This is a genomic window from Solirubrobacter soli DSM 22325, from assembly GCF_000423665.1.
Lineage (GTDB): Bacteria > Actinomycetota > Thermoleophilia > Solirubrobacterales > Solirubrobacteraceae > Solirubrobacter > Solirubrobacter soli.
In genome coordinates this window covers 113,058-136,029 of record NZ_AUIK01000029.1, presented here as the reverse complement: position 1 = coordinate 136,029, position 22,972 = coordinate 113,058, and the positions used below count along the sequence as shown (strand labels likewise).

25 protein-coding genes are annotated in these 22,972 nt (G+C 71.8%); 13 read left to right on the top strand and 12 right to left on the bottom strand.

Features of this window, described 5'->3' with window-relative positions; all coding sequences use genetic code 11:
- Window positions 1-147 precede the first annotated feature (147 nt).
- The 5 genes from G569_RS51045 to G569_RS51040 all read right to left on the bottom strand — a co-directional run bounded on the left by G569_RS51045 (window position 148) and on the right by G569_RS51040 (window position 4,460).
- Window positions 148-780: a DUF1802 family protein gene (locus tag G569_RS51045; RefSeq protein ID WP_037498632.1), complete on the bottom strand. Its 633-nt coding sequence runs from the start codon at window positions 778-780 to the stop codon at window positions 148-150.
- A gap of 211 nt (window positions 781-991) precedes the next feature.
- On the bottom strand, window positions 992-1,870 hold the full coding sequence (locus G569_RS0123880) for an NAD(P)-dependent oxidoreductase (RefSeq protein ID WP_028065295.1): 879 nt from the start codon (window positions 1,868-1,870) through the stop codon (window positions 992-994).
- Between the two features lie 75 nt (window positions 1,871-1,945).
- Complete coding sequence (locus tag G569_RS0123875; RefSeq protein ID WP_028065294.1) at window positions 1,946-2,353, bottom strand: hypothetical protein; 408 nt, start codon at window positions 2,351-2,353, stop codon at window positions 1,946-1,948.
- Window positions 2,354-2,463: 110 nt separating this feature from the next.
- Entirely contained in the window at window positions 2,464-3,042 is a 579-nt protein-coding gene (locus G569_RS0123870; RefSeq protein ID WP_028065293.1) for an HAD family hydrolase, read from the bottom strand.
- Entirely contained in the window at window positions 3,030-4,460 is a 1,431-nt protein-coding gene (locus tag G569_RS51040; protein WP_037498629.1) for an L-aspartate oxidase, read from the bottom strand. The genes G569_RS0123870 and G569_RS51040 overlap by 13 nt, the downstream gene beginning before the upstream one ends.
- A 27-nt stretch (window positions 4,461-4,487) precedes the next feature.
- On the opposite strand from G569_RS51040, the gene G569_RS0123860 reads away from it, so the two are divergent.
- Complete coding sequence (locus G569_RS0123860; protein ID WP_037498626.1) at window positions 4,488-5,516, top strand: histone deacetylase family protein; 1,029 nt, start codon at window positions 4,488-4,490, stop codon at window positions 5,514-5,516.
- A 15-nt stretch (window positions 5,517-5,531) separates the two neighbouring features.
- On the opposite strand, the gene G569_RS58780 is transcribed toward G569_RS0123860, so the two are convergent.
- The 5 genes from G569_RS58780 to G569_RS0123835 form a co-directional block, all read right to left on the bottom strand.
- On the bottom strand, window positions 5,532-6,296 hold the full coding sequence (locus G569_RS58780) for an SPOR domain-containing protein (protein WP_157592262.1): 765 nt from the start codon (window positions 6,294-6,296) through the stop codon (window positions 5,532-5,534).
- The gene (locus G569_RS0123850; RefSeq protein WP_211233060.1) at window positions 6,293-8,245 is read right to left on the bottom strand and encodes a hypothetical protein; all 1,953 of its coding nucleotides are present in this window, start codon (window positions 8,243-8,245) and stop codon (window positions 6,293-6,295) included. The genes G569_RS58780 and G569_RS0123850 overlap by 4 nt, the downstream gene beginning before the upstream one ends.
- Window positions 8,246-8,354: 109 nt before the next feature.
- A complete protein-coding gene (locus G569_RS58775) occupies window positions 8,355-9,284 on the bottom strand; it encodes a glycosyltransferase (protein ID WP_157592261.1) in 930 nt (309 codons plus the stop codon).
- 63 nt (window positions 9,285-9,347) lie between these two features.
- On the bottom strand, window positions 9,348-10,364 hold the full coding sequence (locus tag G569_RS62920) for a hypothetical protein (RefSeq protein ID WP_028065289.1): 1,017 nt from the start codon (window positions 10,362-10,364) through the stop codon (window positions 9,348-9,350).
- Window positions 10,357-11,592 carry an MFS transporter gene (locus G569_RS0123835; RefSeq protein ID WP_028065288.1) on the bottom strand — a complete coding sequence of 412 codons (1,236 nt, stop codon included), beginning with the start codon at window positions 11,590-11,592 and terminating at the stop codon, window positions 10,357-10,359. The genes G569_RS62920 and G569_RS0123835 overlap by 8 nt, the downstream gene beginning before the upstream one ends.
- A gap of 210 nt (window positions 11,593-11,802) precedes the next feature.
- On the opposite strand from G569_RS0123835, the gene G569_RS0123830 reads away from it, so the two are divergent.
- Genes G569_RS0123830 through G569_RS0123810 form a run of 5 tightly spaced genes read left to right on the top strand, consistent with a single transcriptional unit; the run spans window position 11,803 to window position 15,132 of the window.
- Window positions 11,803-12,003 (top strand): hypothetical protein, encoded by a 201-nt coding sequence (locus G569_RS0123830; protein WP_028065287.1) that lies wholly within the window; start codon window positions 11,803-11,805, stop codon window positions 12,001-12,003.
- A gap of 48 nt (window positions 12,004-12,051) precedes the next feature.
- The gene (gene murI, locus G569_RS0123825; RefSeq protein ID WP_053226884.1) at window positions 12,052-12,924 is read left to right on the top strand and encodes a glutamate racemase; all 873 of its coding nucleotides are present in this window, start codon (window positions 12,052-12,054) and stop codon (window positions 12,922-12,924) included.
- Window positions 12,921-13,649, top strand: a complete 729-nt coding sequence (gene rph, locus G569_RS0123820) for a ribonuclease PH (protein WP_028065285.1) — start codon at window positions 12,921-12,923, stop codon at window positions 13,647-13,649. The genes murI and rph overlap by 4 nt, the downstream gene beginning before the upstream one ends.
- On the top strand, window positions 13,646-14,206 hold the full coding sequence (gene rdgB / locus G569_RS0123815) for an RdgB/HAM1 family non-canonical purine NTP pyrophosphatase (RefSeq protein ID WP_028065284.1): 561 nt from the start codon (window positions 13,646-13,648) through the stop codon (window positions 14,204-14,206). The genes rph and rdgB overlap by 4 nt, the downstream gene beginning before the upstream one ends.
- Window positions 14,188-15,132: a cation diffusion facilitator family transporter gene (locus tag G569_RS0123810; protein ID WP_053226883.1), complete on the top strand. Its 945-nt coding sequence runs from the start codon at window positions 14,188-14,190 to the stop codon at window positions 15,130-15,132. The genes rdgB and G569_RS0123810 overlap by 19 nt, the downstream gene beginning before the upstream one ends.
- Before the next feature lie 565 nt (window positions 15,133-15,697).
- Here G569_RS0123810 and G569_RS63985 read toward each other — a convergent pair.
- Window positions 15,698-15,841 (bottom strand): hypothetical protein, encoded by a 144-nt coding sequence (locus tag G569_RS63985; protein ID WP_169542228.1) that lies wholly within the window; start codon window positions 15,839-15,841, stop codon window positions 15,698-15,700.
- A gap of 24 nt (window positions 15,842-15,865) precedes the next feature.
- Between G569_RS63985 and G569_RS58770 the strand changes: the two genes are divergently transcribed.
- The 6 genes from G569_RS58770 to G569_RS0123775 all read left to right on the top strand — a co-directional run bounded on the left by G569_RS58770 (window position 15,866) and on the right by G569_RS0123775 (window position 20,631).
- Window positions 15,866-16,534 (top strand): hypothetical protein, encoded by a 669-nt coding sequence (locus G569_RS58770; protein ID WP_053226882.1) that lies wholly within the window; start codon window positions 15,866-15,868, stop codon window positions 16,532-16,534.
- Between the two features lie 159 nt (window positions 16,535-16,693).
- Window positions 16,694-16,966, top strand: coding sequence for an HU family DNA-binding protein (locus G569_RS0123795; RefSeq protein ID WP_028065282.1), 273 nt, complete (start codon window positions 16,694-16,696; stop codon window positions 16,964-16,966).
- Between the two features lie 74 nt (window positions 16,967-17,040).
- Window positions 17,041-18,075, top strand: coding sequence for an orotidine-5'-phosphate decarboxylase (gene pyrF / locus G569_RS51020; RefSeq protein ID WP_053226881.1), 1,035 nt, complete (start codon window positions 17,041-17,043; stop codon window positions 18,073-18,075).
- An 11-nt stretch (window positions 18,076-18,086) separates the two neighbouring features.
- Window positions 18,087-18,404 carry a LysM peptidoglycan-binding domain-containing protein gene (locus tag G569_RS51015; protein WP_157592260.1) on the top strand — a complete coding sequence of 106 codons (318 nt, stop codon included), beginning with the start codon at window positions 18,087-18,089 and terminating at the stop codon, window positions 18,402-18,404.
- Window positions 18,401-19,669, top strand: a complete 1,269-nt coding sequence (locus tag G569_RS0123780) for a D-alanyl-D-alanine carboxypeptidase family protein (RefSeq protein ID WP_028065281.1) — start codon at window positions 18,401-18,403, stop codon at window positions 19,667-19,669. Before G569_RS51015 ends, G569_RS0123780 begins: the two co-directional genes overlap by 4 nt.
- A complete protein-coding gene (locus tag G569_RS0123775; RefSeq protein WP_028065280.1) occupies window positions 19,666-20,631 on the top strand; it encodes a 1-phosphofructokinase family hexose kinase in 966 nt (321 codons plus the stop codon). Before G569_RS0123780 ends, G569_RS0123775 begins: the two co-directional genes overlap by 4 nt.
- Here G569_RS0123775 and G569_RS0123770 read toward each other — a convergent pair.
- Complete coding sequence (locus G569_RS0123770) at window positions 20,624-21,673, bottom strand: hypothetical protein (RefSeq protein WP_157592259.1); 1,050 nt, start codon at window positions 21,671-21,673, stop codon at window positions 20,624-20,626. The two genes, G569_RS0123775 and G569_RS0123770, sit on opposite strands and share 8 nt — an antisense overlap.
- 106 nt (window positions 21,674-21,779) lie before the next feature.
- Between G569_RS0123770 and G569_RS0123765 the strand changes: the two genes are divergently transcribed.
- Window positions 21,780-22,970, top strand: a complete 1,191-nt coding sequence (locus tag G569_RS0123765; protein WP_028065278.1) for a GuaB3 family IMP dehydrogenase-related protein — start codon at window positions 21,780-21,782, stop codon at window positions 22,968-22,970.
- Window positions 22,971-22,972 lie beyond the last annotated feature (2 nt).

Here is a 22,972-nt window from a genome sequence, read left to right as displayed (position 1 = left end):
CGCGCCGTCTGCGAGCGGGACGTTGGCGCCGCGCGGGAGTCGCCGCGCCGCCGCGCGCCCTCAGCGCGCGGGACGTTGACGCCGCCCCCGCCGCGCGGGGGTCGCCGCGCCGCCGCGCGCCGTCAGCGCGCGGCGCGGGTCGACGCCCTAGGCGTACGCGGGCGCGCCGTTGTTGGCGGCGATGCTGGCGATCTCTTCGGAGGCGCGCTCGAACTCCTCGTCCGACAGCACCGGAGTGCCCTCGAACGGCAGGTCGCGCGTGATCTCGAGCCAGGAGCGGCATCCGCCGTAGTCCTCACGCACGCGCACCGTGACCGGGCGCGGGATGCGGTACGTGCGCAGGAGCAGCACGTTGAGCGGGTGGCGGCGCTTCCAGGCGAGGCGCTTCTCGGCGTAGTCGGTCGTCCACACGTGGAACGGGCAGAGGGCGTCGAGGGCGCGGCGATCGGTGATCGTCCACGCGCCGGCGACCTCGGCCCACGCTCGGATGCGCACGCGGTCCGGCTGGGGGATCCCGCCGTCCATCGTCAGCGCCCGTGCAGGCGGCTCACCCTCCGGCCACACGCCCTCTTCAAGGGCGCGCCGCAACTCGGGCTGGTGCGACTCGCGCACCAGGTCGTTGCGCTGGTGATCGAACGTCGGGTACAGGAAGAAGCGGTCGTGCTCGAGCGAGAAGTGCTTACCCGGCTCGCGGATGCCGCCTTTGCGAAGTGTGAGCAATTGCTCACCCTCGGCAAGAGCGCGCACGGTGACGGCCCATTCCTTGAAAGCGATCGGCATAAAGGTGGGTGAAGAGAGAGTTGAAAAAGCCTGCTTGTCCCGCACAGGGACTATGCGCCACGACCCTGCCCGCGACTCGGACCGGGAAACCTCCGGTCCAGGCGTCACATACTATGCACAAGCTCGAGAAATCTCAAAACATCGCTGCAAATGAGCGAGTTTTACGATCGACGCACGAATTTTCGCGCAGAGTGCAATTGCGCCACATTGCTTACAGACGCGTGCCGGTGATGCCCTCGACCACCTCGAGCACCGCGGCGAAATCCTGGTCGCCGAGGCCGCGTCCCATACCCGCGCCGTAGAGCTCTGCCGCTAGACCGGCAAATGGAAAAGCGGAGCCGGCCGTGCGCGCCTCGGCCAGACAAAGTTGAACGTCCTTGAGCATGTGAGCAAGCTTGAATAGCGGGGTGAAGTCGTGCTCGAGCATCGGCTTGCCCTTCAGCGCCCGCATCGTCGAGTCCGACGAGCCGCCGTCCATCGTCTGCAGCAGGGCGTCGACATTCACCCCGACCTGGCGCGCCAGGACCAATCCCTGGGCCAGCGTGGCGCAGTTGACGGCGGTGATCGCCTGTGAGATGACCTTCACCGCCTGGCCCTGACCCGCCTCGCCGCAGAGCACGATTTTCTCGCCCATGACCTCGAACAGTGGGCGCGCGCGCTCGATGTCAGCGTCAGCACCGCCGCACATGATCGTCAGCGTGCCGGTGCGCGCCTTGGGAGAGGAGCCGGTGACCGGTGCGTCGACGAACGTGTGGCCGGCCGCGCCGAGGCGCTCGTCCAGCGCCCGCGCCGTGCCGGGAGCGATTGTCGACATGTCGACGAAGAGGGTTCCCGGCCGTGCGCCCTCGAGCGCCTGGCCGATCATGTCCTCGACCTGCGCGCCGTCGACGACCATCGTGATCACGACGTCCGAGGCCTCGGCGACCGCGCGCGGCGAGTCGGCGACCGTCCCGCCGTGCTCGGCGACCCAGGCCTCGGCCTTCTCACGCGTTCGGTTGAAGACCGTCAGCTCGTAGCCCGCCTTGGCGAGGTTCATCGCCTGGAGCGAGCCCATGATCCCGAGCCCGATGAAACCGACCTGCTCAGCCATAACTCTCTCAACCTCAACTGGAGGGTGAGGCGCGTCCACGCCCCCGGACAGGGCGTGGACGCTAGCGCTTAGGGCTCAGGCTGCGAGCTGGTGCAGCTCCTCGGTCTCAGCCAGGTGCTGATGCGAGGGGCAGTAGCCGTTGTGCGGCAACGGCGTGCGCTGACAGGGCGTGCCGCGGCGCGTGGTCGCGCGGCACTCGAGACGCTCGGCGACCGGATTGCTCGCGAAGTAGTCGCGCGCGAACGTCATGTAGCGATCCACGGTCTTGTAGACCCGCAACTGCGCCGACATCGGGAAGTAGATCCGGATGTCGTTGAACAGCGTCTTGGTCGGCTTGGCGAAGTAGTGCCAGTCCGTGGCGAGCCGTTCGACGCACATCTCGCACGACCGCAGTACGCGCTCGTGGTTCGTGGTCCCGCCATCGTGCTCCTCGACGATGTCGGAAGCAAGCTCGCGATAGATGGAACGACTGAAGTGGTACATCCTCGTCTCCCCGGGACTGCCCTCTCCGGCGGCGGTCCCCTTCCGTGGCCCGGTGCGGGAGTGTTTGCCGCACACGCGAGAACTCGAACGTCTTGTTTGTTGACTTCGCGTTAAGAAGGAGCGGGAGGCGAAAGTAGCCGCTGTAGCCGGGCGATCGTGGACGAAGCTCCGGTGTGACGAATTGTGGTCATACCCAGGGCTTTTGCCGGCTTGAGGTTCCCGCCGAGGTCGTCGACGAAGACGCAGGCGGCGGGCGGGATGCCGAGCGCGTCGGCGGCGTGCCGGTAGATCCGTGGGTCCGGCTTGCGGATGCCGATCCGGCCCGAGAGCACGATCGCGTCGAAGAGCTCGTCGACGTCGTAGTCGTCCTCCCGCCACGAGTTGCTGACGAGCGCGGTGGGGATGCCGGCGTCGTGGAAGGCGCGGACGGCGTCGAGCATCGCGGTGTCGGGGCGCAGATCCTGTGTGAGGCGGTCGGCGAGGCCGGCGGGCTCGACGCCGAGGATCGGGGCGAGCCGCCGCTCGAACGTCGGGATGTCGATCCGCCCGCACTCGAGCTCGACCAGTGCCTCCCGGCCAGGGCCGAGGAACGCGGCGCGCGGGTCGGCGCCTTCGCGTCGCTTGAAGGCGTCGAAGGCGTCCAGCATGCTCGTGGTGAGCACGCCGCCCCAGTCGATCAGGAGGGCCATACCTCGAACCGTGGCGTGTCGCTGCCGGCGTCCAGGATCGTGTGGTGGGCGTCGAGGGTCTCGTCGCGCTGACGGAACTCGGTACGGGCGTGGGAGCCCCGCGTCTCGTGCCGGGCCAGCGCGGAGACGGCCACGAGGCGGGCGAGTGGGTGGGGGTCGTTCGCCAGTTGCGCCAGGTCGTCGGCGCTGCGTTCGAGGCCGGCCAGCGCCCAGACGGCTTTGCGGGTCTCACGCGTGGGCGCTTGGACCGGATCGCCGGCGAACGGCTCAGGAGCTCCCGGCTCGTGCTCGTCGAGGCCCTTGAGCGCGGCGCGACGCCCGAAGACGAAGCATTCGCTGAGCGAGTTCGACGCCAGCCGGTTGGCACCGTGGAGGCCGGTGCAGGCGCACTCGCCGACGGCGTAGAGCCGCTCGACCCCGGTGGCGTGCCCGTCGAGGTCGGTGACGATCCCGCCCATCACGTAGTGGCTCGCCGGCGCGACGGGAACCCGCTGGGTGGTCGGGTCCAGGCCAGCCTCCTGGAGGGCGGCGACGACGTTCGGGAAGCGCCCAGGGTCGACCATCGTCATATCGAGCCCGACCGACGTCGCGTTCGTGCGCTTGAGCGTGTTGAAGATCGCGCGGGCGACGGCGTCGCGCGGATCGAGCTCGTTGACGAAGCGCTCGCCCGTCTCGTCGTGCAGGGTCGCGCCCTCGCCCCGGACGGCCTCGGAGATCAGGAAGCCCTCCTTGCCCTTGAGCCCGACCACCGCGGTGGGGTGGAACTGCGTGAACTCGAGGTCGGCGAGCATCGCGCCCGCGTGGCGGGCGAGGAGCATCCCTGAGCCGAACGAGCCCGGCGGGTTGGTCGTGCGGCTGTAGAGCGCCGCGGCGCCGCCTGTGGCGAGGATCGTGGCGCGCGCGGTGAGGTCGGTGCCGTCGGTGAGGCGGACGCCGCCGTGCTTGAGGATCGCCGCCGCCCGCGTGCCTTCCAGCACCGTGATGTTGTCGTGTTCGACGACCCGCGCCGACAGGCCTCTGAGGATGCGGCGGCCGGTCGCGCTGCCGCCCGCGTGGATGATCCTGCGGTGGCTGTGGCCGCCCTCGAGACCGAGGGCGAGGTCGCCGTGGCGGTCGGCGTCGAACTGGACGCCGAGGTCGATCAGGTCTTTGACGCGCGCCGGGGACTCCGCGGTGAGCACCTCGGCCGCGGCTCGTCGCGTGAGGCCCCGGCCGGCGATCAGCGTGTCCTCGAGATGCTGCTCGGGACTGTCGTCGACCGCGAGCGCCGCGGCGGCCCCGCCCTGGGCCCAGTAGGAGGCGGTCTCGGCCAGCGGGCGGGCGGAGACGAGGGTGACGGTGGCGCCCTCGCGGGCAGCGGTCAGTGCGGCGAAGAGTCCGGCCGCGCCGGCGCCGACGACGACGAGGTCGGATCGCACGCGTGAACACGGTATTACGGTGTGGCGATGGAGGAGACCTCACGCCGCGCCGTCTGGCTGCGCCACGACGACATCTTCGCCCACGACGTGCCCGGTCATCCCGAGCGTCCGGCGCGGATCCGCGCCCTCGAGGCCGAGATGAGCGCCCATGACTGGTTCGGCGTGCGGCGGGTGGAGGCGCCGTCGGCCTCACGTGAGGCGCTGGAACTCGTGCACCCGGGGTCGCACATCGACTTCATCCGCTCTCTGTCCGAGGCGGGCGGCGGTGCCATCGACGCCGACACGTTCGCCGTCCCCGGCACGTATGCCGCCGCGTTGCGGGCCGCGGGCGGTGCCGTCGCGCTCGTGGACGCGTTGTTGGGCGGGGACGCTGCGGTCGGCGTCAGCGCGCTCCGCCCGCCCGGGCACCACGCCGAGGTCGCGCGGGCGATGGGGTTCTGCTTCTTCGGCAACGTCGCCGTCGCCGCGCGGCGCGCGACCTCCGCGCACGGGCTCTCGCGGGTGATGATCGTCGACTGGGACGTGCACCACGGCAACGGGACCAACGACATCTTCCATGCCGATGCCGACGTCCTGTTCTTGTCGATCCACGAGTCGCCGCTGTATCCCGGGACCGGACCGGCGAGCGACGTCGGGTCCGGCGACGGCGTCGGCTACACCGTGAACCTGCCGGTGCCGGGTGGCAGCGGAGACGCCGTGTACCGGTCCCTGATCGAGCACGTGGCGTGCGGGCTGATCCGCTCGTGGGAGCCCGAACTCGTCTTGATCAGCGCCGGGTTCGACGCCCACCGGGATGACCCACTGGCGACGTGCCGCGTGAGCGAGGCGGGGTTCGCGGGCATGACCGCGTCGCTGCGGCGCGCTTGTGACGCGGTCGGCGCTCCGCTCGGGCTTGTGCTGGAGGGCGGCTACGACCTCGGCGCGCTGAGCGGGTCGATGGCGGCGCTGATGCCGGTCCTGATCGACAGCGTCACGCCGGGTGCGCAGGAGGTCGAGGTCCACCCGCTGGCGCGGCGGGCGTTCGACCGGCTCTCCGCGTGGTGGTCGCTCACCTAAAGGGGCCTGACCCCTTTAGGTCTTGATCTGCTTGACGTAGGCGTCCTTGACCACGTCGCGCGCGCTGCTCAGCGCGTCCTCGGCGTCCGACTTGCTGGTGTAGGTGCCGGAGAAGACCACCTGGTAGCCGCCGTTGAGCGACGAGTAGTCGTCCGAGTTGAGGATCCCGACGTCCGCCATGCCCGCGTCCTGAGCCTTCTGCGCGGCCTTCTCCGCCTGCTCCAGCGACGTCGCCGACTCGAGGATGATCGTGTAGTCGCCGTCGGCGCCGGTCCACCCGGGGAACGTCGAGCTGCTCGCGTCCGGCGTCGAGGTCGCCTCAGGCGTCGACGTCTCCGTGGGGCTCGGCGTCGCCGCCGGCGTGGTCGTGGCCGTCGCGTTCGGGTCCGGCGTCGTCGTCGCGGTCGCGTTCGGGTCCGGCGTCGTGCTCGGCAGCGGCGTCTCCGTCGCCAGCGGCGGCGTCGTCGCGGTCGCGCCAGGCGGCACCGCCGCCGACGGCGTCGGCGTCGGCGTCGGACTGCCCGCCACCACGTCGTTCCGGCTCGCCAGCGCGACGATCGCCAGGATCACCCCGATCACCGCCAACGCCGCCAGCCCGCCACCCAGGTACAGCGGCACCTTCCACCCGCTGGCCTCGACGACCTCGGTCCCGGCCGCGGCCCCGCAGTTCAGGCACCACTCCTGCTCCGGCGCGAGCTGGTGCCCGCATCGCGGACACCGCCGCTCCGGCGGCCCGGCCTGCACCGGCGTCTCAGGTGGGGGAGTCTCCATCGTGCTCATTGCCGCCGCTCCACAGGACTGAAGATCGACTCATCATGACCATTGGCGGCCTGTCCCCGCCACGTCTCGTACTCACCCGGCGCCCGACCGGCCTCCCCGGCCCCGTTCGCACGCTCCCCGTCGCCGGTCGAGGACCCGTCCGGCCCGCCGGACGGTTCGTCCCCGCGCGGGCCGTCCTGCGACGTCGTCGCGTCGGTGCTCGTGGGCGCCTCTTCGCCCACGACCGGGGCGTCCTGGCCGGCCGCGCCTTCGGTCGTCGTCGGCTCGCCCTCGCCGAACGGCGCCGCCTCGTCGCCATGCGGCGCGTCGTCGGCCTCGGCGGCCGCGTCGCTCTCGCCGACCGGTGCCGCCGCCTCCGCGCCCTCGGGCGCGTCGTCGATCGCGGCGTCGTCGTCGTGCGTCGCGCCGGCCGTCGTTGCCGCGTCGCCCTCGCCGCCCGGCGTCGCCGCCTCCGGGCCCTCGGGCGCCTCGTCGGCCACGGCCGCCGCGTCTTCGCGTGTCGCGCCCGTGGTTGTCGGCTCGCCCTCGACGGCCGGCGTCGCCGCCTCGCCGCCTCGGGGCACATCGTCGGCCGCGGTCGCCGCGTCTTCGCGTGTCGCGCCCGTGGTCGTCGGCTCGCCCTCGCCGGCCGGCGTCGCCGCGTCCGCGCCCTCGGGCGCGTCGTCGGCCACGGCGGCGTCGTCGTGCGTCGCGCCGGCCGTCGTCGCCGCGTCGTCCTCGCCGACCGACGTCGCCGCCTCGGCGCCCTCGGCCACGACCGGCGCGTCTTCGCGCGCCGCGCCTGTGGTCGTCGGCTCGACCTCGCCGACCGGCGTCGCTGCCTCGGCGCCTGCCGTTGTCGCCGCGTCGCCCTCGCCGATCGGTGCCGCGGCCTCATCGCCACGTGGGGTGTCGTCGGCCACGGCGGCCTTCTCGTCTGCACCGAGCACGGTGGTCGCCGGCTCGCCTTCGCCGACCGGCGCGGCCGCGTCGGTGGCCGGGCGGGCGGGCCACTGGAAGGCTTCGGGGGACGCGATTTCCTGCGTCGACTGGTCGGCCGGGGCCGGCTGGGGCGCGACGACGGGCTCGATCGGCTGCTGAGCCTTGGCCAGCTCGCGGCGGGCGGCCTCGGTCAGTGGGTTGCCGCAGTGCGAGCAGTAGTGGGCGGCGCTGCTGAAAAGCTCGCCGCAGTGCGGGCACTCGCCGCCGACGCCGGGCTCGCGGACGAGGACCTGGCGGCGGACGTCGTCGAGGCGGATCTCGAGCTCGTGCAACTCCGTGTCCACCCGTGAGAGGCGGGCGAGCTTGGTCTCGCGCAGTCGCCGATGGGCGTCGGCCTCGATGTCGTGGGCCGTGCGATGCAGCTCGTAGACGAAGCCGCCGAGGTCGCGCAGCAGGAGCTCGCGGGCGGCGCGCAGGAACGCGGCGCGGCGGCGGAGCTTCCCGCGGCGGGCGCTGATGCCCGGCGCGGCGGCGAGCTCGTCCGGATCGAGGCCCGCCGGGAGGTCGGCAACCGGCTCGACCGGCGGCGCGACGTACGGCGCGGGCTGCGGGCCGTACGGCGACGGGGCGAACGGGTTCGGCTGCGCGCCCGCCGGCTGAGGGCCGAACGGGTTCGGCTGCGCGCCCGCAGGCTGCGGCCCGAACGGGACCGCCGGCGGCGCGAACGGATCATGCGCGGGCGGGTCGAACGGGGCCGGCGCGGACGGATCGGGCTGATGTGCGTCCGCCGGCGCCGGTCGGTACGGGTCGGGCTGGGGTGCCGCAGCCGGGTCGTTCGGGTGGCCGGCGCCGAGCGGATCGCCCGACGTCAGACCGCTATCGGGCAGCACGCGGGTCGGCGCGGCCGGGTCCGTGAGCAGCGACTGATGCCCCGCCGGCTCGGCGGGGGTGGGGGCGTCCGCGGCTCCGGGCTCGTGCGCCTGCTGCGGCTCTGAGCCTTCGGGACCCGCGGAGCGCCGGCTTGACAAGCGTTTGAACAGGCCGCTCATAGGTCGTTAAAGGGCCTCGTCGGCACGGGGCCCCGCACGTCGAGTATAGGGTCGGCTCGTCCTCACACGACCCCGGTTGAGCCGATCGTTAGGTCTGAGTGAGCAGATCGCGCCACGCCTCCACCACACGAGCGGCCATCGCGTCGGCGCTGAAGAGCCCCGCGCGGGCGCGCCCGTCGACCCGCGGATCGGCCGCTTCCAAGTGGGGTCGCAGCGCGGCTCGCCAGGCGTCGCGATCCCATTCGCCGCAATACGCGCCATCGATGCCGTGAAGCGCCACCGGGTGGATTCCGACCGGTGTCCCGAAGGCCGGGACGCCGCACGCCAGGGCCTCGATCACCGAGAGCCCGAACCCCTCCGCCGCCGACGGGACGAGCACCGCGTTGGCGGCATTGATCCAGTACGGGACCTCATCCGGCGGGACGTCGCCGAGCGTCAGCAGCGGGACATCGCCCGCCGCCTCGACCGCCCGGTCGTAGCGCTTCAATGGCCGCACCGGATCGTGCGGGAACAGCAGGTAGCGCCCGTCCGGATCAAGACCGAGCCGCGCACGCGCCTCGGCACGGGGGATCGGGCGGAACCGCTCGAGGTCGATCCCGACCGGAAGCACCGCGACGCGCCGCGTCACGCCGGCGCCCGGCAGGTTCTCGCTGAACTCGCGCGACACGGCCGCCGCCAGCGCGGTGAACGGCATCGCCGCGCGCGTGGCCAGGTAGGACCGCCGCACGAGCAGGTCGTTGCCGTGCAACGTGACGACCACCGGCCCCAGCCTCGCCAGCAGCGCCGGCCAGGCGGTCAACCCGAAGTGGGCGTGGACGATGTCGAAGCGCTGCCCGCGATATCGCGAGCGCAGGGTCAGCGCCGCGCGCGCCAGCGCCCGCGGGCCGGGCCCGAACGCGAACAGCTCGACGTCGAGATCGTCGCGGCGGCGGAACGCCTCGACCTGGTCGCGGACGAACGGGCCGAGCCACGGCCGCTCGCGTGAGGGGTACATGTTCGTGACGACGAGGACGCGCACGCGCGTCACACCCTAGGGACGTGGGTGACGTGGCTCCCGCCTGGCGGGAGCGGCGTAACGCACCTACGGGCGCACGACGGCGGGCGAGTCGCTCGCCTTCATCCACAGGCGCGGCTCGCCACTTCCATCCGCATTGACGATCCAGGTCGTCTCGCCGTCGCGGTAGAGCAGGTGCTGGTCGTCGAGCCACTCGACCTGGTCGTCGATCGGCCGCGTCTCCGCCGTCGGCGTCTCCTTGCCGGTCTTAAGGTCGAGGACGGTGAAGCGCCACACCGTGGGGCCGTGGCCGACGGCCTTCTTGTATCCGATGCGCGTCCCGTCCGGCGAGAGCGACGGGCATTCCACGTTGGCGTGGATCGTCTCGGCGCGCTTGGCCTTGATCGAGCCCTTGATGAGCCACGTGTTCTCTGTCCCGGTGGCAACGGTCGCGTAGAACGTGTCGCCGTCCCCCGCGAACGTCAGCCCCCAGAAGTTGCGGTCGCGCTCGTCGATCAGCTTGCCGTCGTTGAAGACCTTGAAGTCCTTCTCGAGGTCGCCGACGACCTTCCCGGCCTTGAGGTCGATGATCGTCGCCGCCGTCGAGAACTGGCCGGGCTGCGCGTAGGAGTGACCGGTGAGGAACGCGGTGATGCCCGCGTAGCGGCCGTCCGGTGAGATCCGCGTCCGGCTGGGGACGCCGGCGATCGTGTACCGGTGGACCTCCTTCATGTCCTGGTCCAGTTGGATCGCGGGGAACGTGGTCGCTCCCGCCCGCGCGAGACACATGCCGGTCGACGCGCGGAACGTCACCCGCTCGCACACCGGCCCGGCGAGCACCGCCTTGCCGGGGCCCTCGGCGGTCAGCGGCGCGACGGCGAACCTGCCGTAGTTGGCCGGGTTCGTGCGGTCGAGGGTGCGGAACGCGACGAACGGCTCCCCGCCGCCGATGACGCGCTCGGCGTTCGGGCGCGCCGCGGCGACGGCCTTGTTGCCCTTCTCGACGGTCTTCTTGTTGCCCACGACGGCGATCGCGCCCGACACGATCGCGGCGACGACACAGATCCCGGCCAGCGCGGCGAACGCGATGCTGCGGCTACGCACGCGCCACCTGGAGCCCGCGCACCGCCAGCCCCATCGCCACGATCAGGCCCGCGGCGAAGATCGCGATCGCGGCCTCGACGCCGGCCACCGTCCACAAGACGCCGAACAGGATCGACCCGAACAGGCGCGTGACGCTCGTCGCGGTCCCGAGCAGCGCGAGCCCGCTGCCGCGCAGTTGCTCAGGGATGTGCTGGGAACCCATGGCCATCAGGACGCCGTCGGTCGCAGCGTAATACGTGCCGAGCAGGGCGAGCACGAGGACCAGCGACGCGTAGCCCGCCGACGGCAGCATCAGGATGCAGTACACGGCGAGCAGGACGACGTAGCCGCCGATCAGCACCCGCCCGCGGCCGAACCGGTCCGCCACCCGCCCGAGCGGCGCGGCGAGCAGCATGTACAGCAGCGCGGTCCCGGTCGCGAGCAGGGGGAAGACCGCGTTGGAGAAGTCCACCTGCTGGCGCAGGGTGAGGTAGATGAAGCCGTCGCTGACGGTGGCGAGCCCGAGCGCGGCGCCGGCGATCGTCAGCGAGCGGAACTTCTGGCCGTCGAGCAGCTTCACCGCGGCCTTGAGGTCCGGCTTCTCGGCGGCGGGTGCCTTCTGGCGCGGCTCGCGGACCAGGAGCGCGATCACGAAGAAGCCGAGCATCCCGATGAAGAACGAGATCAGGAACAGGTTGCTCCACGCGTTCGGCGCCGCGGCGAGCAGCACGAACGCGAGCACGGGCCCGATCATCGCGCCCGCGGTGTCCATCGCCCGGTGCACGCCGAACGCGAGGCCGAGATCCTTCTTGGGCGCGGTCAGCGAGATCATCGCGTCGCGCGGCGCGGTCCGGATGCCCTTCCCGGTGCGGTCGAGCAGGATCAGCGCGCTGAGGCTCCCGAGCGCGCCGCCGACCACCGCCAGCCCGAGCTTGCAGACCGCCGAGAGCCCGTACCCGAACGCCGCGACCGTCTTGTGCCGGTTCAGCCGGTCACCCAGGAAACCCGAGATCAGCCGCACGATCGCGCTCGCGCCCTGGTAGAGGCCGTCGACGATCCCGTACTGGAGCGGGGAGAAGCCGAGCGTGGCGACCAGGTACAGCGGCAGGATCGCCGACACCATCTCCGAGGAGATGTCGGTCAGCAGCGAGCAGGTGCCGAGGAGCAGCACCGTGCCGCCCACGCGCTGCTTGAGACGCCCCGTCGTGAGGTTCTTTCGGATCGCGCTGCTGTCCTGGACTGTGTACATCGCGTGTTGACGCTAAGCCGGGCGGGCCCTTGTGACCCCCTCCGATCGCATAGGTACAGGTCCAGCCCCTGGTCATGGGGCCAGGGAACACTTTTGTTGCACTTTTGGTGCAGAAAAGTCACGAATGCGCGTAGAGACGTTGCAGGCCCCGCACCGAGACTCCCGACCGTGCCCCGCATGGTGCCGGGCAGGGATTCGAAGGAGGCTCGTGTGTACGAGTGGATGGGGCGCGCGCATGCCGCGCTGCTGCGAGAACGAGGGCAGGGGACGGTCGAGTACGTCGGCCTGATCCTGCTGATGGGCGTCCTGCTCGCGGGCGTGGTCGCCGCGACGAAGGACATCAAGGGCGGCGAGATCGCCGGGGCGATCGCCGACAAGCTCAAGAAGACGATCGACGGGCTCAAGTCCTGATGCGCGGCGAACGGACGGCGGGTCCGGACGGCCTGCCAGACTGGCGGCGTGGTCGCGCCGTCCGTGCCCCCGTCCGCGCCCGACGCGCTGCGCCGTCGGCCCGTCGGCGTATTCGATTCCGGGGTCGGTGGCCTGACGGTGCTGCACGAGTTGCTCGTGCAGTTGCCCAACGAGGACTTCGTCTACTTCGCCGACTCCGCGCGGGTGCCGTATGGCCCGCGCCCGCGGGGGGAGATCGAGGCGTTCTCGCTCGAGATCGCGGAGGAGCTCCTGGCGCGCCGGATCAAGCTGCTCGTCGTCGCATGCAACAGCGCGTCCTCCGCGGCGCTGCCGGCGCTGCGCGAGCGGCTCATGCAGACGACCCTCGGCGTGGACGTGCTCGGCGTCGTCCAGCCCGGCGCGGTGCGCGCCGTGGCCGCGACCCGCAACGGCCGCGTCGGCTACATGGCGACCGAGGCGACGGTCCGCAGCGGCGCCTACGAGAAGGCGATCGCGGCGGCCGACCCGTTCGTAACCGTCACGGGCGTCGCCTGCCCCGGGCTGGTGCCGCTGATCGAGCGCGGATCGCCGTTCGACTCCGAGATGGTCGACGCCGTCCGCCACTACACGCGCCCGCTGCGCGAGGCGGAGGTGGACACGGTGATCCTCGGCTGCACCCACTACCCGCTGATCGGACCGCTGCTGCAGCGGATGCTCGGCCGCGGGGTGGAGATCGTCAGCTCCGGCACGGCGATCGCGCGGCAGGTGGAGCACGTGCTCGGCAGCCGCGGGCTGGGGAACACTTCCAGCATGGAGGGCGAATACCGGTTCCTCACGTCCGGCGACCCCGAGGCCCTGCGCGCGTCCGGCACCCGGTTCCTGCAGCTGCCGATCGGTTCGGTGGAGCACGTCGCGGTGCAGACGGAGCTGGTGCCGCGATGACGAGCGTGCGCACGCGCAGCGGCGGGCGGGCCGCGGATGAGCTGCGGCCCGTGACGATCGAGCCTGGGTTCGTCCGCACTGCGGCCGGCTCGGCGCTGATCTCGTGCGGCGGGACGCGGGTGATCTGCACGGCGTCGGTCCAGGAGTCGGTCCCGCGCTGGATGGCGGGCCGCGGCACAGGCTGGATGACTGCCGAGTACGGGATGCTCCCCGCGTCGACGGGGGAGCGCAAGCAGCGCGACATCGCGCGCGGGAAGCAGGACGGGCGCGGGATCGAGATCCAGCGGCTGATCGGCCGCAGCCTGCGCGGAGTGGCGGACCTCGGCGTGCTCGGCGAGCGGACCGTCTACATCGACTGCGACGTGCTCGAGGCCGACGGCGGGACCCGCTGCGCGGCGATCACCGGCGGCTACGTGGCGCTCGCGCTCGCGGTCCGGAAGCTGCAGACCGACGGCCTGATCGCACGCAGTCCGCTGACGGGGAGCATCGCCGCCGTGTCGTGCGGGGTCGTCGACGGGATTCCGATGCTCGACCTCGACTACCCCGAGGACTCGACCGCCGAGGTCGACGCGAACGTGGTCATGACCGGCGACGGCGGCCTCGTCGAGGTCCAGGCGACCGCCGAGCGCACGCCGTTGTCGCGCACCCACCTCGACGAGTTGCTCGCGCTCGCGCAGTCAGGCATCGAAGGGTTGCGGGCCGCGCAGGAAGCCGCGCTGGCGTGATCCTCGCCACGCGCAACGCGCACAAGGTCCGCGAGTTCGAGCGCCTCCTGCCCGGGGTGCCGTTCGCGCCCCTGCCGGACGGGCTGGAGAGCCCCGAGGAGACAGGGGAGACCTACGGCGCGAACGCGCTGATCAAGGCGCGGGCGGCGGCTGAGGCGACCGGCCAGCCCGCCTTCGCCGACGACTCGGGGATCGAGGCCGAGGCGCTCGACTGGCGCCCGGGCGTGCGGACCGCGCGCTTCGCGGGGGAGAACGCCAGCGACGGCGAGAACCTGGCCAAGCTGCACCGCGAGGCCCCGGCGGGAAGCCGCGCGCGCTACGTGTGCGTGATCGCGTACGTGGAGCCCGGCGGCGAGGAGCGGCTGTTCGAGGGCCGCTGCGAGGGGACGCTGGCGGCGGAGCCGCATGGGGCGGGCGGGTTCGGCTACGACCCGATCTTCGTCGCCGACGAGACGCCCGGCCGGACGATGGCTGCGCTCTCGGATGCGGAGAAGGACGCGATCTCGCACCGTGGTCACGCCGCCCGGGAGCTCTCCCGATGGCTGGCCACGCGGTAAACGGCGCCGCCACGACGGAGCAGCCGCAGCACGCCCGCGCGCGCAGCCGCGCCGCCGCGATCTCGATCATCTCCAACACGACGCTGATCGCGCTGAAGATCATCGCGGGCGTGCTCACCGGCTCGGTCGCGATCCTCACCGAGGCCCTGCACTCGGGCATCGACCTGCTCGCGAGCTTCATCGCCTTCTTCTCCGTCCGCCGCGCGGAAGAGCCGGCCGACGCGTCACACCGTTACGGCCACGAGAAGTTCGAGAACGCCGCGGCGGCCGCGGAGGGCATGCTGATCCTCGCCGGCAGCGCGGTGATCGCCTACGCCGCGATCCGCGCGCTCATCCACGGCCCGGAGCTCCAGAACCTCGGCATCGGCATCGTCGTCATCGGCTTCGCCAGCATCGCGAACCTCGGCGTCTCGACCTGGCTGTTCCGCCGCGCGCGCGAGACCTCGAGCCCCGCACTCGAAGGCGACGCCGCGCACCTCCGAACCGACGCCTACACGTCGATCGGCGTCCTCATCGGCCTCGGTCTCGTCAGCGTGACCGGCGCACACTGGCTCGACCCCGTCGTCGCCTTGATCATCGCCGCCGCGATCGTCATCACCGGCGTCCGCATCACCGCCGGGTCGATCCGCGTGTTGGTCGACGAGGCACTTCCTGACGAGGACGTCGCCGCGATCACCAGCGCCATCGAGTCCTTCGCCGACCGCGGCGTCGTCGGCTACCACCAACTGCGCACCCGCCAGGCCGGCGCCCGCCGCTACGTCGACCTGCACGTCCAGTTCGTCCACGGCACCACACTTGAAGAAGCGCACCGGCTCGGCCACGAGATCCAGGACACGATCGAGGACGAGCTCAAGGGCGCCGACGTCCTGATCCACCTCGAGCCCGAAGACCGCGTCCGCCCAGGCGAGGCCCTCAAACGCGACTGACCCCGGCGGGGTGTGTCGCGGCTGACGTCGGCCCGGCCGGGCGGCGTGATGTGGGTGACCTCGCCCCGGCCGGCCCGGCGCTGTGACGCCACCGACCACGGCCCGTGGGCGGCGTGACGCGGCTGACCGTCGCCCGGCCGGCGGGGTGAGGCGACCGACCATGCCCCTTGGGCGGCGTGACGCGGCTGACCTCGGCCCGGTCGGCCCGGCGCTGTGACGCCACCGACCACGGCCCGTGGGCGGCGTGACGCGGCTGACCGTCGCCCGGCCGGCGGGGTGAGGCGACCGACCATGCCCCTTGGGCGGCGTGACGCGGCTGACCGCCCTCCGGTCGGCCCGTGCGACGCGACCGACCTCGGCCGGCGTTGTGACGCGACCGACCTCTGCCCGGCGGTGTGACGCGACCGACCTGGCCGGGGGGTGTGCTGCTGGTGTTTCGCTATGCGGGAGCGGAGCATCACACCCCCCGGCGGCGGCGGGTCCGGGCGGGGGTGTGTTGATCTACCGTCCCGTGGGGACGGTGGAGAATCACACCCCCAGGATCCGCTCCGCGGATCGCGCCGCGTCAGAGCAGGTTGATGCCCGCGGCGATGGCGACCGCGAGCGTGACGCCGGCGTACCCGTCGTAGCCGGAGATGAGGAGGATCAGCGCCGCGATGAGGCAGATGCCGACGGTGACGAGCCAGGAGATTCGCGCGAGTTGGGACATGACCGCGCTCTATTGTCGCGAACCGTGACGACGGCGTCCCTCACCCCCTCCCTCGCGCTCGACTTCATCACCGCGTTGAGTGCCGACATCCGCGCCGCGGTCGTGCTCGACGCCGGCGGCGCGCACCTCGCCGGCCCGGCCCGGCTCGCCGAGGCGGCACGCGCGCTCGCGCACGTGAACGGCGAGGCGGCGGGCGGCGACGACACGGCGGCGGCCGGCGGCGCGGCGGGCGCGGGCGGCGCGGCGCGTGCGGGCGGCGCGGTGGCGGGCGGCGGCAGCGCGGCGGGCGGCGGCGGCGAGGTGGCGGGCGGCGACGACACGGCGGGCGCGGTGGCGGGCGGCGACGACACGGCGGGCGCGGTGGCGGGCGGCGACGACACGGCGGGCGAGGCGGCGGGCGGCGACGACACGGCGGGCGAGGTGGCGGGCGGCGCCGACACGGCCGGTGTCCGCGGCCCCGACGACGCCGCCCCGTGGGGCGAGCTCGTCGGTGAACACACCCGCGGGAAGGTGTTCGTCGCACGTGACGAGCGGCACACGATCGTGGTGGTCACGGGGCCGTTCGCGCTCGCGCGGGTGACGCGTCATGACCTTCGGACGGCGCTGTCCGCGCTGGGGGGCCAAAACGCGCCGATCGGGCCGATCGGGCGCCTCGACGAGGCCCGGACGGGGGCTCTTCTGGACGCGGTCTAGGACCGTTTTCGGCGTCCCAGAGCCAAGAAAACGTACGAATTCGAGCCTCAAAATGTCGCAATTTGCGACTTTTTCGCGAGAAAACCTCCAACCCCGTCCGGAGCCACTGTTAGCTTCGGCCCTCCACCCCAATCCCCCGAGGGATACACAGGAGGACGCATGACGAAGAACGAGTTCGTCGACCGAGTCGCGGCCGACAGCGGACTGAGCAAGAAGGACGCCGGAGCCGCGGTCGATTCCGTGATCAAGTCGATCGAGGGCGCTCTCGGTGCAGGCGAGGAAGTCAACTTCACCGGTTTCGGCAAGTTCCACGTCGCCGAGCGCGGCGCCCGCGAGGGTCGCAACCCGCGCACCGGCGAGACGATGACGATCGCCGCCAGCAAGGTCCCGCGCTTCACGGCGGGCTCCGGCCTCAAGAAGGCCGTCAAGTAAGACGCCTCGAGGGGCGCCGGTGATTCGCCGGCGCCCGAACGGGCACGCGGGCGAACGATGCGCGCAGAGGAACAGTGACCGCGCGTAACGGCAACGGCGATGGCCGCCCGGCCCCGCGCCCGAATTTCGGCGATCGGCTCACCCGAGCGGTGGCCGAACGCCAGTCCCAGATCGTGCTGGGCATCGATCCCGATCCGGCGAAGTTGTGGCCGGCGGCGGTCGAGTCCACGAGCGAGGCGCGGGCGCGCCTCGCGTCCACGCTCTCGGAGGCCGAGGAGGCCGCCGGGGGTGTGGGCGACGCGGGCACCGGCCTCAGTAACGCCGGTGTGATCTCGCGCCTGGAAACAGCGGCGGCGGTGCTTGCGCACTGCCGTGCGCTGGTCGACGCCGCGGCTCCCGCGGTGATCGCCATCAAGCCGCAGCTGGCCTGTTTCGAGCGCCTCGGCGCGCCGGGCTGGCTCGCGCTGGAACACGTGTGTGAGCACGCCCGCGCCCGCGGGCTGCTCGTGCTGGCGGACGGCAAGCGGGGCGACGTCCCCGTCACGGCGCAGGCCTACGGGCAGGCGCTGGTGTCGAGCACGCCGAGCCCGTTCGGCCCGGTGTCGGGCCTCCAAGCGGACGCCTTCACGGCCAATCCGCTGCTCGGCCGCGACACGCTCATCCCACTGATCACCACCGCCCGCGCCCACGAGGCGGGGGCGTTCGTCCTCGTGCGCACCTCGAACAAGGGCGCCGCGGACATCCTGGATCTCGAGCTCTCCACGGGCGAGCGGCTCTGGGAACGCCTGGCGATGATCGTCGATGAGCTCGGCGAACAAGGGCCGAGCGGCCTCAAGGACGTCGGCGCCGTCACGGGCGCCACCGAGCCGCAGCATCTCGCGCGGCTCCGGGAACTGATGCCGAACACGCCGTTCCTGCTGCCGGGCATCGGGGCCCAGGGCGGGGACGTCGCCGCGCTTGCTCCCGCGTTCGCGCCAGGCCGCGCAGGCGGGCTCGTGACCGCGAGCCGTTCGATCGCCAACGCGCACGTCAACCGCAACGTCCCCCCGCCGGAAGCCGCTCGTGAGGAGGCGGAACGCCTGCGCGAGCAGGCGTGGAACCTCGGATAGACTTGTTCAGGATGCGTCGCAGCCCCGCGCGGTTCCTCGCGCCCATCGCGCTGGTCGCTTTCGCCTTCGCGCTGTATTCCGTCGTCCAGGACACCCAGAAGTCGCCGACCAACTCGAACGGGTCGAACGCGACCGCGACGCCGACCGCCGGCTCCAAGAAGTCCTCGAGCAAGTCCAAGGCGAGCAAGAAGCGCAAGACCTACACGGTCAAGTCGGGCGACACGCTGTCCGGCATCGCGGAGAAGACCGGGGTGTCGCTCGAGACGCTGAACAAACTCAACCCCGACGCGGACACCCTCTCGCCGGGCGAGAAACTCAGGCTCAGGTGAGCCGGCTGTCCCGCCCGGGCGCGGCCCTGCAGGCGGCGCTCGCGCTCGCAACCGCAGTCGCGCTCGCAGCCACGGCCACGCCCGCCCACGCGGCCAAGCCGCCGGACTGCCCGGACACGGTCAAGGCGCCGAGCGCGATCGTCATCGAGGTCTCGACCGGGACCGTGGCGTGCGCCCGCCAGGCCGACAAGGAGCGCTCGATCGGCTCGACGACGAAGCTGATGACCGCGCTGCTGACGCTCGAGGACGCGAAGCTGAGCGACACGTTCAAGGCATCGAGCTACCGGCCGTCGCCGATCGAGTCGCAGATCGGCCTGCAGCCGGGCGAACGCATGAAGGTCTCCGACCTGATGCGCGGCCTGCTGCTCGAGTCGGGCAACGACGCGGCGATGACGCTGGCGGAGGGCGTCGCCGGCTCCAAGAAGGCGTTCGTCAGGGAGATGAACCAGCGCGCCCGCAAGCTCGGGCTCGACCACACGCACTACGACAACCCGATCGGCCTCGACGGCCCGGGCAACTACTCGAGCGCACGCGACCTCGTCACGCTGGCGACGGTCCTGCGCACGAACGCGTTCTTCAAGAAGATCGTGGACTCCCCGCGAGGGACCCTCAAGACGGGGATCCACCCGCGGACGTTCACGAACCGCAACTCGCTGGTCGTCAAGTACCCGTTCGTCAACGGCGTCAAGACCGGTCACACCCGCGGCGCCGGCTACGTCCTCGTGGGCAGTGCCAGCCGCAACGGGATCCAGCTCGTGAGCGCCGTGCTCGCCACGCCGTCCGAGGCGGCCCGCGACGCCGACACGCTCGCGCTGTACCGCTACGCATTCCCGAAGTTCCAGCGCATTCGCGCGGTGATCGAGGGCCGGCCGATGGCGACGGCGAAGATCCGCTATCGGGCCGGCGCCAAGCTCAGGCTGGTGCCGGATCGGACGATCCGGCGGATCGTCCAGCGGGGGCATCGCGACGCGGTGACGCTCAAGGTCGACGCGCCGAGCGTCGTCGAGGGACCGATCCGCAGCGGACAGCGGCTGGGCAGCGTCGAGGTGCGCCAGGGCGGGAAGGTCGTCGCGACGGTGGCGCTGATCGCGCAGGCCGCGGTCCCGGCGGCGAACACGGCGCAGCGTACGAAGGCGGCCGCGGGGAGCCCGTGGTTGATCATCGGCGTCGCATTCGCCGTGCTTGCCGCTACGGTCCTGCTGGCAGCACGTCGCCGGGCGCGGACCATCCGCCGCCGGCGGCCCCGCCAGACGAGCGCCGCATGATCGTCACCGTCACGCTCAACACGGCCATCGACAAGACCTTGTCGGTGCCCAACTTCCGACTCGGGCGCCGCCACCGCACCGTCGAGCAGACGACGATGCCGGGCGGCAAGGGCGTCAACGTCGCGCGCGTGCTCAAGACACTCGGCGCGCCCGTGATCGCCACCGGGCTCGCGGGTGGCGCGACCGGCACCCGCATCGTCGACCAGCTCACGCAGCTCTCCGTGCTCAGCGACTTCGTCCGGATCGGCGAGGAGTCGCGGACGAACACCGCGGTGATCGACCCGACCACCGGCGAGCAGACCGAGATCAACGAGCGCGGGCCGAAGGTCACGCCGCACGAGGTCGAGCTGTTCGTCGACAAGCTGCTCTACCTGGCCAAGGGCGCGAGCGTGTGCGTGTTCGCGGGCTCGCTGCCGCGCGACGTCGACACCGACATCTACGCGTTCCTGATCCGCGAGCTGCGGCGGCTGAACGTCACGACCGTGATCGACACGGACGGCGACCCGCTGCGCCGCGCGGTCCGCTCCGAGCCCGACATCATCACGCCCAACGTGCTCGAGGCCGAGGAGCTCGTCGGTCACGAGTTCAACGACGACGAGGACCGCACGTACGCCGTCAAGGAGATCTGCGAGCTCGGCGCGCGCGAGGCGATCATGACGATGACCGACGGCGTGTTCGCCCGCATGCTGCCGGCCGACGGATCGCCCGAGCCCTCGCTGTACCGGGTGCGCGTCCGCGGCGGCGCGATCGAGCCGCGCGCGACGGTCGGCTCCGGCGACGCGTTCCTCGCCGGCTTCGTCGCCTCCCGCTACCAGGGCAAGTCGGTGGAGGACTCGCTGGCGTTCGGCGTCGCGTGCGGCGCCGAGTCCACGCAGCACCTCGGCGCCGGCCTCGTCGACCCCGAGCGGGTCGAGCGCCTGCTCGGCGAGGTCGAGGTCGAGCGGCCGAGTCCGGTCACTTAGCCCTGATCCCCAGCAGCTTCAGGTAGAAGGTCATCGTCTTCTGCTGCGCCGGGGTCATCCCGGCGCTGACGGTCGCGCTGCCCGTCAGCGTGTTGCCCTCGACGATGCCCTCGGCGTTCATGAAGCCGTTCAGCAGGTCCTCCACGGCGCCGCGCTCCTCGATCTCCTTCGGCGGGGTCGAGAACTGCACGAAGGGCGCCTTGTCCTGGATGTGCTTGAGATAGGTGTTCGGGTCGTTGCCCTCGGGGAACGTCCCATCCGTCTGCTGACCGAGGTGGTAGTTCAGATAGGCCTGCAGCGTCGGCTTCTCCTTGATCTTCGCCCAGAGCGCCGCGCGTCCGGCGGTCATCGTCGGGAAGATCGCGAACTTGTGGCTGCCCCACTTCATGCTCGTGCCGTAGCCCATCCCGCCGAGCTGGTCGGAGTTGCCGGGGTTGTTCGCCAGCCAGACCGACGAGCGGCGCTTGGGCTCGACCTTGGTCATGAAGTAGGTCTTGACCTGCCCGTCGTAGACGACGTAGGTGTTGCCCTCCGGGTCGTCGCCGCTGGTGCCGGGCTTGGCGGGCCCGAACTCGCCCACCGTGTCGCGCTCGCCCGCGGGCAGGGCGTCGACGTCGCCCTCGCCCATCCCCGCGCGCCCGCGCAGCGCGTCGAGCGCGCTCTGGACCCGGTTCTTCGCGCCCTCGTCGAGGTCGGACGCCGCGAGCTCCTCCTCGACCGTGTGCAGCGTGCCGAGCTGGCGCATGCGCGCGAGCACGTCGAGCAACAGCTTCATGTCCAGCCCGGCGAGGATGCGGAACGCGGTGTTGTGAGCATCGGCGGTCTGCTGGGACAGGCCGTTACCGACGTCGGCCGCGTGGCGGTCGATCTCCTCGGTGCGATCGTCCGGCGCCCGGCCGATCGCCCGGCGCGTGGCACGGTTGCCCGCCGTGCGCTGGAGGGAGAGCACCGCTTCGACCTGCGCGTCGGGCACGGCCGCGATCTGCTCGGCCACGCTGACCGCGGGAGCGGGAGGCGCGGGCGCGTGCGCAGGTTCGGGCATCGTGCGCAGTCTGCCGGAACCAGGTCTCCATAACCACCCGCGAGGTGGCTAACGTAGAGGGTTCCCCGCACGGGCCGTCGTCCGCACCCCACCCTAGGATTCCGTCATGGAAATTGAGATCGGCCGAGGCAAGAAGGCGCGCCGCGCCTACGGCTTCGATGACGTCGCCATTGTCCCCTCTCGTCGTACGCGCGACCCCGACGACGTCGACATCACGTGGACCCTGGGTCCGTACCGCTTCGAGCTTCCGCTGCTCGCTTCGGCGATGGACGGCGTGGTCTCCCCGGACAGCGCGGGGATCATCGGCAAGCTGGGCGGCCTCGCCGTTCTGAACCTCGAGGGCATCTGGACCCGCTACGAGGACGCCGACGACATCCTCGAGCGCATCGCCTCGCTGCCCAAGGAAGAGGCGACCCGGGAGATGCAGGAGATCTACCAGGAGCCGATCAAGGAAGAGCTGATCACCCAGCGCATCCAGGAGATCAAGGCCCACGGTGTCGTCGCTTCCGCCTCGCTGACTCCTCAGCGGGTAGAGCGCTACTACGAGCTCTGTCTCGATGCCGGCCTCGACATCCTGGTCGTCCAGGGCACGGTCATCTCGGCCGAGCACGTCTCCTCGCAGGGCCATGTGCTCAACCTCAAGGAGTTCGTCCGCGAGCTGCCGATCCCGGTGGTCCTCGGCGGCTGCGCCTCCTACTCGACCGGCCTGCACCTCATGCGCACCGGCGCGGCGGGCGTGCTCGTGGGCGTCGGCCCCGGCGCCGCCTGCACCACCCGCGGCGTGCTCGGCATCGGCGTCCCGCAGGCGACCGCGATCGCCGACGTGGCCGCGGCCCGCTCGCAGCACATGCTGGAGACCGGCGAGTACTGCCGCGTGATCGCCGACGGCGGCATGCGCACCGGCGGCGACGTCGCCAAGGCGATCGCCTGCGGCGCCGACGCGGTGATGATCGGCTCCCCGCTGGCGCGCGCCTACGAGGCGCCGGGCCACGGCTTCCACTGGGGGATGGCGACCTTCCACCCGACGCTCCCGCGCGGCGCCCGCGTCAAGACGACGCAGAACGGCACGCTCGAGGAGATCGTCACGGGTCCCGCGCGCGAGAACGACGGCACGTTCAACCTGATGGGCGGCCTGCGCACCTCGATGGCGACCTGCGGCTACCAGGACATCGCGGAGTTCAACCGCGCTGAGCTGATGATCGCGCCGGCGCTGCAGACCGAGGGCAAGGCGCTCCAGCGCGACCAGGCCATCGGCATGGGCGCTCGCGGCGGCGCCGTCGCGGTTGCAGTTGACTGAGA